The following is a 15804-nucleotide window of genomic DNA, read 5'->3' as shown; positions in this document are numbered from 1 at the left end:
CTCAGGCTCAGTTCTGTAGCATTGAAGCCAGCAGGGTTGCAGCATCACGCTGCGCCAGAGTTTGTTGTTCGCCGTTGCGTAAATCTTTAACCGTTACCTGACCGTTAGCGACTTCATCTTCACCGAGAACCAGAGCAACGCGGGCTTTCCACTTGTCGGCTCGGGTAAGCTGCTTCTTAAAGTTGCCGCCGCCAAAGTTGGTCATTAGCTTCAGTTCAGGCAGCGCATCTCGCACCTGTTCCGCCAGCAGCATCGCAGCTGACTGCACGCCCTGACCCGAAGCGATAACATAGACATCAACAATTCGTGTCGGTTCAAAATCTGGATTAACTGCCTGCACCAGCAGAACAAGGCGCTCCATTCCCATGGCAAAACCAACCGCTGGCGTAGCACGCCCGCCCAGTTGCTCAACCAGGCCATCATAGCGCCCACCGGCACACACTGTACCCTGTGAACCCAGACTGGTGGTCACCCATTCGAAAACGGTACGATTATAGTAGTCAAGACCGCGCACCAGACGCTGGTTGACAGTATAAGCGATGCCGGCAGCATCGAGCAGCGCACACAGGCCGCTGAAATGCTCGCGGGAATCGTCGTCCAGATAGTCACCCAGCGTTGGCGCGTCGTTTAACAGCGCCTGCACGTCCGGGTTTTTACTGTCCAGCACGCGCAGCGGGTTAGTGTACATACGGCGTTTGCAGTCTTCATCAAGCACATCAACATGCTGCTCAAGGAACGCCACCAGGGCATCACGGTAGTTAGCACGCGCTTCCAGCGAGCCGATGGAGTTCAGCTCCAGCTTAACGTGGTCTGCAATGCCCAGCGCTTTCCACCAGCGCGCGGTCATCAGGATCAGCTCGGCATCAATATCCGGGCCCTGCAGGCCAAAGACTTCGGCACCAATCTGATGGAACTGGCGATAGCGCCCCTTCTGAGGGCGCTCGTAGCGGAACATCGGTCCGATATACCACAGACGCTGTTCCTGGTTGTACAGCAAACCGTGTTCGATACCGGCACGCACGCAGCCTGCGGTGCCTTCCGGACGCAGGGTCAGGCTTTCACCGTTGCGGTCGTCGAAGGTATACATCTCTTTTTCAACCACGTCGGTGACTTCACCAATAGCGCGTTTGAATAACGGGGTTTGCTCTACAATCGGCAGACGTATTTCGCTGAAGCCATAGCTGCCCAGCACCTGCTTCAGGATCTGTTCAATGCGCTGCCACACCACGGTATCGGCAGGCAGGTAATCATTCATGCCACGGATGGCCTGGATATTCTTCGCCACTGTTTTTTCCATTTTTTGTGTCTGGCAGCGTGCCGACCCGCGAATCAATTCGCGATATCAGACGCGGCCAGACGCGATAAATTTATTTCTCGACCTGATGAACATCAATGCGACGTGATTCATCAAGGATTGTCGCCTTGGCACGGATACGCGCTTCCAGCTGGTCGATCATATTATTGTTATCAAGACGGTCTCGCTGACGAACACCGTCTTCATAAAAGCCGCTTTTCTTATTGCCGCCGGTCACACCCATGGTGGAGACCGTTGCCTCACCTGGGCCGTTAACTACGCAGCCGATAATCGAGATATCCATCGGCGTGATGATATCTTCCAGCCGCTCTTCCAGCGCATTCACCGTACCGATCACGTCAAACTCCTGACGGGAACAGGTCGGGCAGGCGATAAAGTTGATACCGCGTGAACGAATGCGCAGGGATTTCAAAATATCGAAACCGACTTTAACTTCTTCAACCGGATCGGCCGCCAGCGAAATACGCAGCGTATCGCCAATGCCTTCAGACAGAAGTAAACCGAGGCCGATGGCAGACTTAACCGCACCGGCACGAGCGCCACCCGCCTCGGTAATGCCGAGGTGCAGAGGCTGGTCGATCTGCTTAGCCAGCAGACGATAAGATTCAACGGCCAGGAAAACGTCTGAAGCTTTAACGCTGACTTTAAACTGATCGAAGTTAAGACGATCGAGATGATCCACGTGACGCATTGCCGATTCCAGCAGCGCCTGCGGCGTTGGCTCGCCGTACTTTTCCTGCAGATCCTTTTCCAGCGATCCACCGTTCACACCGATACGAATCGGAATGTTGTAGTGTCGCGCGCAGTCAACGACCTGGCGGATACGCTCTTCGTTACCGATATTGCCCGGGTTAATGCGCAGGCAGTCCACGCCATATTCAGCGACCTTTAAAGCAATACGGTAGTCAAAATGAATATCGGCGACCAGAGGAACGTTCACCTGCTGTTTGATCAGGCGGAACGCTTCGGCAGCATCCATCGTAGGTACGGACACACGAACGATATCAACACCGACGCGCTCCAGTGCTTTAATTTGAGCAACTGTCGCAGCAACGTCGGTGGTCTTGGTATTGGTCATAGACTGGACGGCGATAGGTGCTCCGTCGCCCACGGGCACCTTGCCGACGTAAATGCGCTTTGATTTGCGACGGGTAATGGGTGCTTCATTATGCATATTCTTTCTCCACAATCGCTCGCGCCCAGAGAAGATGCGTTATGGCGCACCTACTGTCAGACGAGCAACCTGGTTAGTACGGATAAAACGACTCAGATCGACAGGATTGCCCTGATACTGGATCTGTACTGCGGCTGGCGCACCAATTTTCAAGCGATAAGGTGCGGTACCAGCAAGGCTAAGTTTACCACCGCTGCGCTGAATCCCGCTGAACAGTTTTTTCCCTGCGGCATCGGTCACTTCCAGCCAGCAATCTTTGGTGAAGTTCATCACCAGTGCATTTGGGTCGACGGCTGGCTGGCTAACGCCAGCGCTACCGGTTGGCAACGGACTTCCGGTGGTGTTATCAACCGAAGCCTGGCTTGGCGAAACAACGGCAGGCTGATTCTGGCTGGTTTGAGCAGAAGCAGCAGGGGCAGAAGCAACAGGGGCGGTCGCAGCTGGAGCAGCCGCAGTTCCGCTATTGTCTACCGGTTCTGCGGGGGTAGTCTGGGCCGAAGCCCCCTCTTCAGGGGACTGTGGCTGAGCTGAGGCGTCCGGAGAGGTGCCTTCCAGCTGAATCGACTGGCTGTTGTCATCGGTGACGGAACTGTTCTGATCGGACAAAGTGACCAGATCGTCCTGTGCGGCTTTATGATTCTGCCACCACCATGCGCCGGTCAGGCCGACAACCACAAACACCACCAGCCAGGTGAAGATCATTAACCAGCCGTCCCGTTTTTTGCGACGTTTACCCAGTGCAAAACTCTGCATGGGTTCAACTTTCGCCGCCCGGATCGGGGCCTGTTTTGCCATCATCGGCAACAGGTCCTCTTCCGGGATATGCACGAGGCGGGCATAAGAACGGATATAGCCGCGCAAGAAGGTCGATGCCAAATCAGCCGGCGTCTTATCTTCTTCAAGGTCGCGAACGGTGGAAAGTTTCAGGCAGAGGCGCTCAGCAATGTTCTGCTGAGTCAGGCCCATTTTTTCACGGGCGCTACGCAGGCGCTCGCCTGTTGAATTTACGTTAGATTTTTCTTGAGTGGCTTCAGTATTCATTAGCTAGAAAGTGCTGGTACTGTATCGATTGTGGAAAAATTCGCGCAAGTTGGCCCCCAAAATGTTTAACATCAGCAGTGCGGCCTTCCTGCACGGCGAAGCGAATCTCTAGCCACAAACTTTCCGCTGAAACAGGAAAGCTGTGTTGATAAATTTCTAACAGGACACGTGAATCCTCACGTTTCCCCTTTCCAAATCGCCTTTCGGCTTCTGCCAGCATGGGCATTCCCTTGGCGGCATCGGCTGTTACCGCTTCCGCCAGCGCATGACGCGCTCTCTCTCGTTGCCCGGCATTCAGATAACAGTAGCCTGAATTTTCAACGCTGTCGGCACGAGTCCCATTTGCTGAATCTTCAGCAGCCTGAATGAAATGCCGTTGTGCCGCATCATACTGCCCTAATCTGCAAAGAAACGCACCGTAATTATTAAGCACATAGCCGTTTTGCGGTGCCAGCGTCAGCGCGCGATGATAGTACTTCGCGGCCAGCGTATCATCGCCTGCCTGATGCTGATAGCGAGCTTCAGCCAGCTGAGTACGATAATCATTCGGAGCCAGCGCCAGCGCCCGTTGCAGATTTCTCTGCGCGGCATCTAACTCGCCGCGCGCCAGATAGGCCAGACCCAGCTGTAACCGGGTTTCAACCAGCGCCTTATTTTGCTGTGCCGTCTGACATCCTGCCAGCAGCAGCGCTGCCACTATACTCATCCTGATACGCATTCCGCCTCTCCCTCGGCTGTGATGTACCGTCAGGGTACGTCAATCAGCCCAGGGCAAACAGCCAGCGGCAGCGTTTCTTTATCGGAAAAGACCGGGTTTCAGAGCGCCTTCACAGATATCGCTTCACCGGCCATTTTCTTTTTCAGCGTACGCTTGGTTCGGTCAATCACGTCACCGGCCAGCTGACCGCAGGCGGCATCGATATCATCGCCGCGCGTCTTACGGACAATAGTCGTAAATCCGTATTCCATCAACACCTTAGAGAAACGGTCAATGCGGCTGTTCGAGCTACGGCCATACGGCGCACCCGGGAACGGGTTCCATGGGATCAGGTTAATTTTACACGGCGTATCTTTCAACAGCGCGGCCAGTTCATGGGCGTTGTCGGTGCTGTCATTGATGTGATCAAGCATCACGTACTCAATGGTCACGCGCCCCTGGTTAGCGTTGGACTTACCGATATAGCGGCTGACGGCACCCAAAAACGTTTCAATATTGTACTTTTTATTGATCGGAACAATTTCATCACGAATTGTGTCATTCGGTGCGTGAAGCGAAATAGCCAGCGCCACATCGATCATATCGCCCAGTTTATCCAGCGCGGGAACCACGCCCGACGTTGACAGCGTCACGCGGCGTTTAGACAGGCCAAAACCAAAATCATCCAGCATGATTTCCATTGCCGGAACCACGTTGGTCAGGTTCAGCAGCGGTTCACCCATCCCCATCATCACCACGTTGGTGATAGGACGCGAACCGGTCACTTTCGCGGCGCCAATGATTTTAGCGGCACGCCAGACCTGGCCAATAATTTCCGAGACGCGCAGGTTGCGGTTAAAGCCCTGCTGCGCGGTAGAGCAGAATTTACATTCCAGTGCGCAACCTACCTGTGAGGAAACGCACAGCGTGGCGCGATCTTTTTCAGGGATATAAACGGTTTCAACCTGCTGACCGCCTACCTGGATGGCCCACTTGATGGTGCCATCAGCAGAGCGCTGTTCTTCAGCCACTTCAGGCGCACGGATTTCAGCCACCTCTTTCAGCTTGTTACGAAAGACCTTGTTGATATCGGTCATTTCGTCGAAATCATCGCAGCAGTAGTGGTAAATCCACTTCATAACCTGATCGGCACGAAACGGTTTTTCCCCCAGGCTGGCGAAAAATTCGCGCATTTGCTGGCGATTCAGATCGAGCAGGTTAATTTTGTCTTTTTTAGGCTGGACGGTTACAGGCGATGCGGACGACGGCGTCACAATAGTATCTGACATAATGTTCTCTGGCCTCGTTATTACACGTTATGGCGCTGTTTTGGTGAATTCAGGTGAATAGAATAAGAAGCGCCCCAGAGAGCAAGCTCTACCGGGGCGCATAATTGTACTCGCGACTAACGTAAGGTTAAAGCGGCTGACAAAAATAAATTGTAAACCGCAGGGTTATTCACCACACCTGACGCCGGTCTGGCATCCGCTGATTAGCGGGTGCGTGGGCAGATTTCGCCTTCGCCGAAGAAGTAGGCGATTTCACGTGCTGCTGATTCAGCAGAGTCAGAACCGTGGGTTGCGTTCTCGGTGAAGCTGTCAGCGTAGTCAGCGCGCAGTGTACCCGCCAGAGCGTTAGCCGGGTTAGTTGCGCCCATCAGATCGCGGTGACGCTGAACGGCGTTTTCGCCTTCCAGTACGGAAACAACAACCGGACCAGAAGTCATGAACTCTACCAGACCATCAAAGAACGGCTTACCCTGGTGCTCAGCATAGAAACCTTCGGCCTGTTCTTTGCTCAGATGCAGCATTTTGCTGCCAACGATTTTGAAGCCAGCGCTTTCAAAACGGTTGAAGATGGCACCGATTACGTTTTTTGCCACAGCGTTAGGTTTTACGATGGAAAAGGTACGCTCAATAGTCATGTTGACCCCTGTTTTATACGTCGAGTTTAGCCGTGAAAAGTGTCCCGGCCGGGAAAATGGCCGCAGATTATAAGGGTGCATAAGCGGAAATGCCTATCGGAGTTTCAAGAAAATGTTGAAAAACACGATCGGCGTCGCGGCTTTTTTCGCCACCTGACGCCATTTTACCCAGCCCGTAGCTGATTAACCACCCGACGGCGGCAAAACCGTATGAAATCAATTAATGATTTCTACCCTCACCGTACGACTGTCGGCACGGCCACGATCGTCAACCGCGCGAATTCTGTACCGGGCGGAGCGTGATGGCTGCCAGTCCAGCGGCGTTTTGCTGGCGCTGCTACCAAGGTAGATATCATCAACAAACCAGTAAACCGTGCGGCTGTCGGCGTCGGTCACTGCGCTGAAACTAATATTTTCGCGCCCGCGCTGTGACTGACGGAGCGTGTAGGTGGTGTTTTTTAGCGGCGAGATAATACGCGGCGCTGAACCGCTCTGCGACTCCGGCTGACACTCTCCGCGAGGCGGTGGCCGTTTTGGCAGACCCGCGCTGGCAAAAACGTTTGCCAGGTCGGAGGACCAGAATTCGAAGACCTCAACGTGGCTGCTGTGTTCATCCCAGGGTGCGCAGGCCACTTTACCGCTCAGGTTATCAATCCGCAGCGGACGATAAACGGTATCGACGGTAATCGGGGATTTACCCGGGATAAACCAGCTGCTGCCGCGTTGCTGGCACCATTGAGTCGGCAGGTTACCGCTGGGCAGGCAGATATCCACTTTTTTGAGATGAGGGGGAAAGCGGTGCCGGGGCTCCCGCAGCTGAGGATAGCTGGCAGCAATGCTGTCGATAATATTGAAGAACAGCGGCGCGGCGGCTTCCACGCCAATAAACGCATTGTTCCCCTGACCGGAGAAATTACCTTGCCAGACAACCAGCACGTAAGGCCCGAAAATCCCTACGCTCCAGGCATCGCGAAATCCCCAGGAAGTCCCGGTTTTCCAGTATACCGGCAGCGATGAAGGCCGCTGGGCCAGCGTATCGCCGGGGCGACGATGCTGCCGCAGAATATCAAGAGTCATAAAGCTGGCTTCTTCACTCAATAACCGGGCACCAGCATCAAGCGGATCGCTTTCACGCATCCTCAGCGGACGCAGTTCACCGCGGTTTGCCAGCATGGCATACAGCCTTGCCAGCTCCTGAGCCGTCACCTCGCCACCGCCCAGCACCAGCGACAGTCCATAGTGTTTTTCACTCGCCATATTGCTGATACCGGCCAGCCGTAAAAACTGATAGAAACTCGGCTGACGCAGCTGCGCCGCAATTGCCACGGCGGGAATATTACGGCTGAAGTTCAGGGCATCGGTTGCCGTCACCGGCCCCAGAAAACGCCGGTCAAAGTTTTCCGGTGCGTAGCTGCCAAAAGTAGACGGTACATCTTTAAGCACGGTCATGGGATGCAGAACGCCCTGCTCCATGCCCAGCGCGTAAATAAACGGTTTCAGCGTGGAACCGGGGGAACGTTTTGCCGTCGTGCCGTTAACCTGTCCCTGGATCTGCCGGTTGAAATAATCCGCCGAACCGACCAGCGCCCGCACGCCCATATCACGGCTGTCCACCAGCATCACCGCGGCGTTATGAATTCCCCGATTCTGGTTGCGTAAGATATAGGCGCGAACCTGTCGCTCAACCAGCGTTTGCAGCGTGGCATCCAGCGTCGTGTCAACCCGAAGCGCACGTTCTCCAGGCTGTAGCTGTTCAATAAAATGTGGCGCGATAAACGGCAGCGCCTGCGGCTGGCGCAGAGTCATCGGCAGGCGAAACAACGCCTGCTGGCCGTTATCGGTGGGATAAAATTGCTGCCAGCGGGCAAACAGACGATTGCGCGCCTGCATTAGCGCCGGGCTGAGTTCGCCGCTTCGCGGATCGATGCGCAGGCTGGGCGACTGCGGCAGCACGGCCAGCGTTAATGCCTCGGCCAGCGTCAGCTTTGCGGGTGGTTTATTAAAGTAGATCAGACTGGCGGCACCCAAACTTTCAATATTACGACCGTAAGGGGCGTAATTCAGATAGGCTTCCAGAATATCGTGCTTGGAGTAGCTCAGCTCAAGCTGCACAGCGCGCAGCAGCTGCACCAGCTTTCCTCCGGGAGTTCGTGTATTCAGCTGCCACTTCATGCGCGCCAGCTGCATGGTGATTGTCGATCCCCCCTGCTTGCTGCCACCGGTGATATAGCTGCGCCAGAACCCACGCAGCAGGCTGACCGGATTAAAACCGGGATTAGCGTAAAACCAGCGATCTTCATGCAGCAGAATACCGTCGATCGCCAGCGGCGACATGTCCGCCAGCGGCGTCCACTGACGGTAGCGATCGTCAGTGGCGAGCTGTAAACGCAGCAGCTGGCCATGACGATCGTACCAGGCCGTCGACAGCGGTAACCCCTGCGAAAGCGGCGGGTGCGGCCACAGCCGCCAGCCCAGCAGAAACAGAGCCAGCAATACCACTACTGCGGCAGCATTTTGCAACAGCCGCTTTAAACCAGCCCGATTTGTTAACTTCATCAGCCGCGTTACGGTGCGGCTGACGGCTCAGCCGCCACCACCTGAATTTTCCCCTGCGCGGCGGACATCGCCTGAATATCGCGATCGTACATCGCCTCGCCGTAGGCTGGCGGGATCACGAAGCTGCCGGTATTGGTGGCTTTAATCTGATAAACAAACTCCTGTACCTCACGCGTGGCGCTGCCATAAACGATCACCCGATCTTCGCGGATATCACTGTAGTCCACCGACCAGGTTGAGCCATCGGCCGCCAGCGGCGAGCTCCATCCGCCACTGTTTTCGCTCTCGCCCTCCTCCTCAGCGTTTTCCGGCGGCGGCGGGGTCTGCTGTACGACTTCAAACCCACCCGGCAGCAGATCGACGACGGCAAGGTTACTCAGTGCCTGCTGGGAATTCGCCCGCACCTTCAGATGAACCGAGATCGTCTGGCCCAGCGTCACTTTATCAATCGGTTTTCCAGCCGCATCGGTATAGTCGCGGGTAATTTCCAGCCCGCGTGAGATCGCTTTCTGCGGCGCAGCAAGGTCATATCCGGCCTGCGTCACCACATACCATGCCGGTGCGCTGTTCGGATTACCGAACTGAATCGAGCGCGCAGCAGAACTGAACTCACCCTGGCTGAACTGGCCTTTAATTGAAGAAATGAGCTGCGGAACCTTATTGTCACCGCCGATCTGATTAATCTTCAGGCCCTGCACATCATTGTGCTGTGCCACCTGCCCGGCATAGCTTTCCAGTGCCAGGATACTCATCGCCGACGAGAAGGTGGTGTAGCGTTCTTCACGCAGCGCCTGCACCATATTCTCCAGCACCTGCGGTGGGATGGCGTCCACTTTCTCCGGGAAGTGGCGAACGATCAGGTACAGCCGCGTGGCATCCGTCACCAGCGGATCGTAATAGTTCTGCGTCCACCAGCTCTTGTCATAAGCCTTACTCAGCGCCTGCCAGCTGGGCTGCAACAGTCGCTCTGCTTCATCATCCGCTTTCAGCAGTTTCCACGAAGAAGCCAGGTACAGCGAAGCGAGGTCGGTTTTCCAGCCGTCAGGGAAGCGCTTTTGCAGCGTTTCCTGCACCGAAGCCAGCGCGTTCGTGGTGATTTCGCCCTGCCGCGTCAGCAGGTAAATCGCCCAGGCGCGCAGGCGCAGATGATACAGATCCTCATAGCCACTGCTGGCAAGGGTCCGCAGCGCCACGTTGGCCTCATCCAGCATATCGGCAGGCAGCGGATAGCCCGCTGCTCTGGCCTCCAGCAGGTACTGAACGACGTACGGCGTCACGAACGGATCGGCCTGCGGCGATGCTGTCCAAAGCCCGAAAGCCCCATCGCCGTTCTGCCGCGAGCGCAACACGTCGAGAATGCCTTTAAGCTGCTGCCGGACTTTATCGTTCGACAGGCTGCCACGGAGTTCCGGGTGCTCACTCTGCAACAGCAGCGGGATGGACTGGCTGACGATCTGTTCAGAACAGTAATAAGGATAATCCGCCAGATAGCGGGCTAGCCCGCTAGTCAGTACCAGTGGTGAATAAGACACTGCCGCCTGCCGCTGTGCATAGGCATCAAACATCTGGCGCAGGTTATCCACCTGCTGCTGTCTGCCGTTCATGCGCCCCATAACCGATTGGGTACGATAAGGCACCGCCGGGCGCACCGAGGTACTCAAGGTTCGCTGACTGGTTTTATCGCCGTAACCGGCGCGGAACACCAGCGGAGCATCGCCGAGCGCGGCTTTCGCCCGCAGGCGGAAGGTCACCACGCCTTCATGCTTCGCCGCCAGCGGCAGGGACTGCTCTGCGCTACCGACCACCTCCAGCTGTGACGGTGGCGTGACGCTGATCTTGACGGGCAGCGCTTCACTTCCCTGTCCCTCAAGGTTGTTACTGACGCCGACGCTGACGTCAAACTCATCACCCGGTGCCACCATCGCCGGAACGTTCGGTGTCAGGATAAAGTCATCGCGCACGGTGGTGGAGGTCTGTGCCTTACCGATTTTTCCGGCGGTGGCAGAAATCGCCATCACGCGGATTTTGCCGTTGAAGTAGTCCGGGACCGGCCAGGTAAACTGCGCCTGTCCGTTCACCTCGGTAATGCCGGACCAGAACGCCACCGGCTTATCGCGCTTGCGTTTAAACGGATTCAGGTGCAGATCCAGGCTTTCACCGCCGTCACCGCCCGGTGCGGAAGTCAGCGACATCAGCTTGCTGAACTCCGGCAGGATCAGGTCGAGGATCTGCGAGCTTTCCACGTTCAGTTCGCGCTTGCGGAAGAAGTAATCCAGCGGGTCGGTCAGTCGATAGCGCGCCACCTGCAGAATTCCTTCATCAACCGCAAATACCGCAACCTGCTGCGGGCCGTCGGCGGTCACCGTAACAGGCAGGTTATCTCCCGGCTTGATCACGTCCGGCACGCTCAGCGCCAGCGCATTTTTCCGCGCCTGGTTGCTGATTTTAAACGGTATCACACCGTAGCTGAGCGGGCTCATAAAGATTTCATCAGAGTTAATATCGCGCACAAACTGCACGTTGATATAGGCATTGCCCTCCAGCCCGGCCGGAATGCGAATCTTCTGCACGGAACTGGTGGTCGTGGTATGGAACCACTGCCAGCTATACACCTTTTCCCGCTCGATGGTGATTAGACCGCTGCCGGTGTAAGGCGCATTGATGGCCACTTCAATTTCATCGCCCGGCTGATACTCACCGCGATCGAGCTTCAGCTTCAGCTCAGCATTACGATCCAGCGAACGGCTGATATTGGCGTCGCCGGTAACGCTGTAGGCGATACGGTTAAGCACATCCCCTTTGGCGTTTTTCACCACCAGCACGTAGTCACCCGGCTGGTTGGTCATCAGCGGTAAGGTCGTACCGGATGCCGCCAGTTCAAACCGGTTCTCACTGACCGGAATTTCCTTCAGTTTCGACTGGTATTTATAAACGCCGGACTCCTGCCGCGTCAGGACCGACAGATATTTTTGCTCAAGCAGTTCCAGCTTCAGGTCGCCAAGCGCTATGGGCTCAAGCGACGGGTCGATCGCCAGCAGATTTACGCTGCGCTGCGTACCGAGGCGAATAAAGCTGAGATCGCCGTCCGGCTTGAAGCCCACCAGATAGTCCCAAGGTGAAACCAGCGTGCGTGCCGTAGCAGCGACGGAGCGCCCACCGCCGGCAACAAAGGCTTCCGACAGCAGCTGCAGCTGCCAGGTGGCATCTTCCCAGCCGCTGAGGTCCAGCGCGATATTTGCTGAACCGCTGTCGTCCGTGGTGCTGTCCTGCAGCTCGGTTTCGAATCCTTCACCGGCCGGGCGCGCTTCATAGAAGGCATAGTCAGGATAGCGATCAAAGGCCGGATAAACCGGACGCAACGTCAGCTTCGAAGCGACACGACGCCCCTGCGCCGGCGTACCAAACAGGTTCTGCACATCAATACTGGCCTTCAGCTCGCCGGGTTTGACCCAGCCTGAATGCCTGTCCGGCGTCAGCGACAGCTTAACCTTGAGCTGATCCGGCTCGAACTCTTTGATATTCACCGCCGTACTGCCCAGAAGGCGGGTGGAATCATCATCCTTGCCCGGCAGATAGAGGTAGATCATCCATTCGCCGGTTGGTGCATTTTCGTCAGTGGTAAAGCTCAGTTCATTGAAACCGCTGGCGTTGAGGGTCAGCGGTACAGTGCGCATCAGCTTGTCGCGAGGATCGTGAATTTCTGCCCGCACCGGAATGCCGTTGAGCGGCACTGACCAGTCGGCAGCGCGGGTAATCAGGCCGATATTAAAGGTATCACCGGGGCGATAAACGCCGCGATCGGAGAACAGGTAGCTGCTGAGGGTTCGCGAGTCTTCCGGTGTGGATTCGCCATAAACATCAAAACGCGAGAAGTCGAGGCCGCGATCGTTGTCACGCCCGCTGGGCAGGAACGACACATCCCCTTCTTTTTCAACCAGGAACATCACCGGCTGGCGCTCGTTGGTATAAGCTTCCAGCGGTGGGAAACGGACGTGACCATCGCCCCCCGTCCGGCGGGTCAGCAGCTTCTCTCCGTTTTTTGCTACCACGGACACCAGGGCATCCGCTACCGGCTGACCGCTGCTGATGGACTGAACGAACAGATCGCGGGATTTATCCTGCGCGCGCTTGGCAATGATTCCAAGATCGGTCACCACCACGAAACGCGAGTCGCCGATACTCTGCTGTTCTTCATCCCCTTCCTGATATTCATCTTCCCCCGGCTGCGCATCTTTTTGCTCTGGCGACCACGGCGACAGGGAAAGCAGGAACACACCGCGATGGGACGCGCTGTCGGTAGAGAGGTAGCGCGAAAGATCGATCCCCTGATAGCTGACTTCCCCCGGCTTTTGATTGCCAATTGCGGTCTGATAACGGAAGTGTTCAGTGAAATACTCATCGTTCAGCCGGTTAAAATCAGCGGAGGCATATTCACGGCTTTTAAAGGAGACGATATGCTGCAGCTGACTCGGGATCACCCGCTTGATATCCAGCCTCATCCCCGGAACGTTACGCGCCGCCACACTAATATGCTTATCGCCGTTCACCGGCAGCAGCGCCCCCTGGGCGGCAAAACTCAGCATCTGCGGATAGTCCGGCACCTGCACCACCTGCCAGACTTTTTGCGGCATTTTGTAGCCGCCGCTGGAGGTCACCAGCGCATCAACCTGCACCAGAAGATAGCGCTGGGCCGGAGCATCAAATTTAAAGCTGAACTGAGGCTGATAATCGTCTTCAGCATCATTGAGGCTTAACGGAAGCTGCGGTGATTTCTGTAAAACGGCCCGATCGATATTGTCGAGATTCCATTCGGTGAACTCAATTTGATCCGCATTTTTTGCCTCAGAGCGCGGATCGTGCTGCGGCAGTAGCCAGGCTTTGACCGCTTTGCCAACCTCATTATCCGCCACTGCATCGCTGAAACCGACGATCAGCGCCCTTTCACTCGGGCTGCCCGGTTTATCAACCACCTGCGCACTGACATCGCTGACGCTCAGGCTGTAAAGGTTTGGCACGCTAACCCAGCTTTCACCTTTGCGCTCAATACTGTTTCCAGGCAACGACGATTTTAGCGGTTCGCCGATTTTCAGATGCACCACACCACCGTGATCCATCGCCACCAGCGGTTCGGAGCGTACCCAGGCGTTAAGTTTTTTATCATCCCAGTTGACGGTGAATTTTAGCGGCTTTTCAGCCTGTCCCTTCGCGCTTGAAACACCCAACGAAAGCTGTTTTTCAACGCTGGCGACATCCGCTGGCGCGGTAAAACGCAGGTTAAAAATGGCACTGTGCTGGCCGCGATTCTGTGGGTCCTGGTAATATTCGGCCTCACCGGGCTGATAGTCGAAAGCGGGTACGCTGAAGTCATAGCGGGTTTGTTCCAGCTGGATTTGTGGAGCAAGCAGCGTCTTCGGATTGAGGTCTACCTGATAGCTGGCACCTAGCGAAAGCGGGGCTTTCGGCGTAAAAATAAGCGTTTGCGCATCGGACCATTTCCATTCGCCATCCAACGCCGGTTTAATACTGATACCTTTATCAACCGACTTGCCGACGCGTTCAATCGGTGCGGCAGAGGTATCAAAGCTGAGAGTCAGAAGCTGTTTAGGGAGGGTTGCCGCCTGATAATCCAGCGCCTGCGGGTTGGAGGCTTCGACATGAGTTTGCTGTATCGCGATCGGCGCAACGTCTATTGGCTTAGGGCGGTTTTGCCAAAGGTTCCAGCCATACCAACCCGCCGCCGCCAGGCCCAACAGCAGGATAAGACTCAGGCTGATGATTTTAGGATGGCGAATAACGCCCTGCTCCAGACGGTTAAAACCGCGGCCGAATGCCGCCGCCCAGCGTGGTGCCTGCCAGTTAATCTCACCAAGCAGCGGGCGAAGAAGATATCCCAGCAGCCGCAACAGGCGAGAAATCAGCCAGCAAAGGCCCTTCAGCAGCAGAAAAGGTAAACGCAGTAGCAGCCTGAGCACATCCATCAGAACCAACCTTATATTCCATTATGCATTTATTCTGACAGTTCCCCTTGCCTGGCCGCTGCATCTGGATGACCGTCAACCCGTGTTACAATTTCTCTAAAATAGTAATAGGTAATCTGTGCAATTTCTATTCCTCCACGCAGGCATTTTGCCAGCTGTCTCCCAGTACCGGGATTTACCCTTGTGGTAGAGGGTAAAATCGCTGACACTCAGCAAAACACTGTCAACGATGAGGACGCTATGACGACCCGTTCCCTGTTTGTGACCGCCGAGTGGCTGGCGGAGCATATTACCGATGAAAATGTTCAGGTTCTGGATGCGCGCATGCTGCCGCCCGGTCAGGAATTAACGCGTGATGTGACCGCTGAATACCTGGCTGCCCATCTCCCCGGTGCACCGTTCTTTAATATCGAAGCGCTTTCCGACCACAGCACCGCCCTGCCTCATATGCTGCCGCGTGCTGAAGCTTTTGCCGTTGCCATGCGTGAACTGGGCGTCAGTGCAGATAAACATCTGGTGGTTTACGATGAAGGCAATCTGTTTTCCGCACCGCGCGCCTGGTGGATGCTGAACTATTTTGGCGCGGAGCAGGTGTCAATTCTGGCCGGTGGGCTGGCTGGATGGAAGAAAGCGAACTTGCCGCTGGAAAGCGGTGAAGTCAGCCTGACGGAAGGTGATTTTGACGCGAAAGTCACAGACGGCGATCGGGTTAAACGCGTAACCGATGTGCTGCTGGTCAGTCATGAAGGTGGCGCACAGATTATTGATGCCCGCGCGGCAAACCGCTTCCACGGTGAAGTTGACGAACCCCGTCCGGGTCTGCATCGTGGCCGCATTCCCGGCAGTCTGAACGTGCCGTGGAATAGCCTGGTCAGCGAAGGCCAGTTGAAACCCGCCGCCGAACTGCGCGCAATCTTCGATCGGCAGGGCGTCGATTTGGCCCAGCCGGTTATCGCCAGCTGCGGCTCCGGGGTGACGGCGGTGGTAGTGATTCTGGCGCTGACCAGTCTGGGCGCGAAAGAGGTCACGCTGTATGACGGTTCCTGGGGAGAATGGGGCAGCCGCAACGATCTACCGATCGTCAACGATTCGCTGTAAGCCCCTTTAGTACTTCAGTAG

The 15804-nt window shown here is 56.0% G+C and carries 9 protein-coding genes; 1 reads left to right on the top strand and 8 read right to left on the bottom strand.

Annotation, left to right across the window (positions count from 1 at the left end; all coding sequences use genetic code 11):
* Window positions 1-7 precede the first annotated feature (7 nt).
* From hisS to IBT47_RS16900, 8 genes are all read right to left on the bottom strand, one after another.
* Window positions 8-1285, bottom strand: coding sequence for a histidine--tRNA ligase (gene hisS, locus IBT47_RS16935; RefSeq protein WP_105593351.1), 1278 nt, complete (start codon window positions 1283-1285; stop codon window positions 8-10).
* Window positions 1286-1367: 82 nt separating this feature from the next.
* Window positions 1368-2489, bottom strand: a complete 1122-nt coding sequence (gene ispG, locus IBT47_RS16930) for a flavodoxin-dependent (E)-4-hydroxy-3-methylbut-2-enyl-diphosphate synthase (RefSeq protein WP_200561627.1) — start codon at window positions 2487-2489, stop codon at window positions 1368-1370.
* A gap of 39 nt (window positions 2490-2528) precedes the next feature.
* A complete protein-coding gene (gene rodZ / locus IBT47_RS16925) occupies window positions 2529-3530 on the bottom strand; it encodes a cytoskeleton protein RodZ (RefSeq protein WP_200561625.1) in 1002 nt (333 codons plus the stop codon).
* The gene (gene pilW / locus IBT47_RS16920; protein ID WP_370569912.1) at window positions 3520-4236 is read right to left on the bottom strand and encodes a type IV pilus biogenesis/stability protein PilW; all 717 of its coding nucleotides are present in this window, start codon (window positions 4234-4236) and stop codon (window positions 3520-3522) included. Before pilW ends, rodZ begins: the two co-directional genes overlap by 11 nt.
* Window positions 4237-4346: 110 nt before the next feature.
* The gene (locus IBT47_RS16915) at window positions 4347-5516 is read right to left on the bottom strand and encodes a bifunctional tRNA (adenosine(37)-C2)-methyltransferase TrmG/ribosomal RNA large subunit methyltransferase RlmN (RefSeq protein WP_105593219.1); all 1170 of its coding nucleotides are present in this window, start codon (window positions 5514-5516) and stop codon (window positions 4347-4349) included.
* Between the two features lie 203 nt (window positions 5517-5719).
* Complete coding sequence (gene ndk, locus IBT47_RS16910; RefSeq protein WP_062744669.1) at window positions 5720-6151, bottom strand: nucleoside-diphosphate kinase; 432 nt, start codon at window positions 6149-6151, stop codon at window positions 5720-5722.
* A gap of 216 nt (window positions 6152-6367) precedes the next feature.
* Window positions 6368-8707 (bottom strand): penicillin-binding protein 1C, encoded by a 2340-nt coding sequence (gene pbpC, locus IBT47_RS16905; protein ID WP_200561621.1) that lies wholly within the window; start codon window positions 8705-8707, stop codon window positions 6368-6370.
* 8 nt (window positions 8708-8715) lie between these two features.
* Window positions 8716-14685, bottom strand: coding sequence for an alpha-2-macroglobulin (locus IBT47_RS16900; protein WP_200561618.1), 5970 nt, complete (start codon window positions 14683-14685; stop codon window positions 8716-8718).
* Between the two features lie 240 nt (window positions 14686-14925).
* On the opposite strand from IBT47_RS16900, the gene sseA reads away from it, so the two are divergent.
* Window positions 14926-15783: a 3-mercaptopyruvate sulfurtransferase gene (sseA, locus tag IBT47_RS16895; protein ID WP_105593217.1), complete on the top strand. Its 858-nt coding sequence runs from the start codon at window positions 14926-14928 to the stop codon at window positions 15781-15783.
* Window positions 15784-15804: the final 21 nt, after the last annotated feature.

It is taken from the genome of Erwinia sp. S43, from assembly GCF_016624745.1.
GTDB classification, from domain to species: domain Bacteria; phylum Pseudomonadota; class Gammaproteobacteria; order Enterobacterales; family Enterobacteriaceae; genus Erwinia; species Erwinia coffeiphila.
Note: the sequence above shows the minus strand (reverse complement) of the source record. Positions and strands in the feature narration are given on the sequence as shown.

Excerpts from the sequence above, each read along its gene's own strand:
- ndk (WP_062744669.1), bottom strand. The coding sequence starts at position 6,151 with ATGACTATTGAGCGTACCTTTTCCATCGTAAAACCTAACGCTGTGGCA.
- IBT47_RS16915 (WP_105593219.1), bottom strand. The coding sequence starts at position 5,516 with ATGTCAGATACTATTGTGACGCCGTCGTCCGCATCGCCTGTAACCGTC.
- ispG (WP_200561627.1), bottom strand. The coding sequence starts at position 2,489 with ATGCATAATGAAGCACCCATTACCCGTCGCAAATCAAAGCGCATTTAC.
- pilW (WP_370569912.1), bottom strand. The coding sequence starts at position 4,236 with ATGAGTATAGTGGCAGCGCTGCTGCTGGCAGGATGTCAGACGGCACAG.
- IBT47_RS16900 (WP_200561618.1), bottom strand. The coding sequence starts at position 14,685 with ATGGATGTGCTCAGGCTGCTACTGCGTTTACCTTTTCTGCTGCTGAAG.
- rodZ (WP_200561625.1), bottom strand. The coding sequence starts at position 3,530 with ATGAATACTGAAGCCACTCAAGAAAAATCTAACGTAAATTCAACAGGC.
- sseA (WP_105593217.1), top strand. The coding sequence starts at position 14,926 with ATGACGACCCGTTCCCTGTTTGTGACCGCCGAGTGGCTGGCGGAGCAT.
- pbpC (WP_200561621.1), bottom strand. The coding sequence starts at position 8,707 with ATGAAGTTAACAAATCGGGCTGGTTTAAAGCGGCTGTTGCAAAATGCT.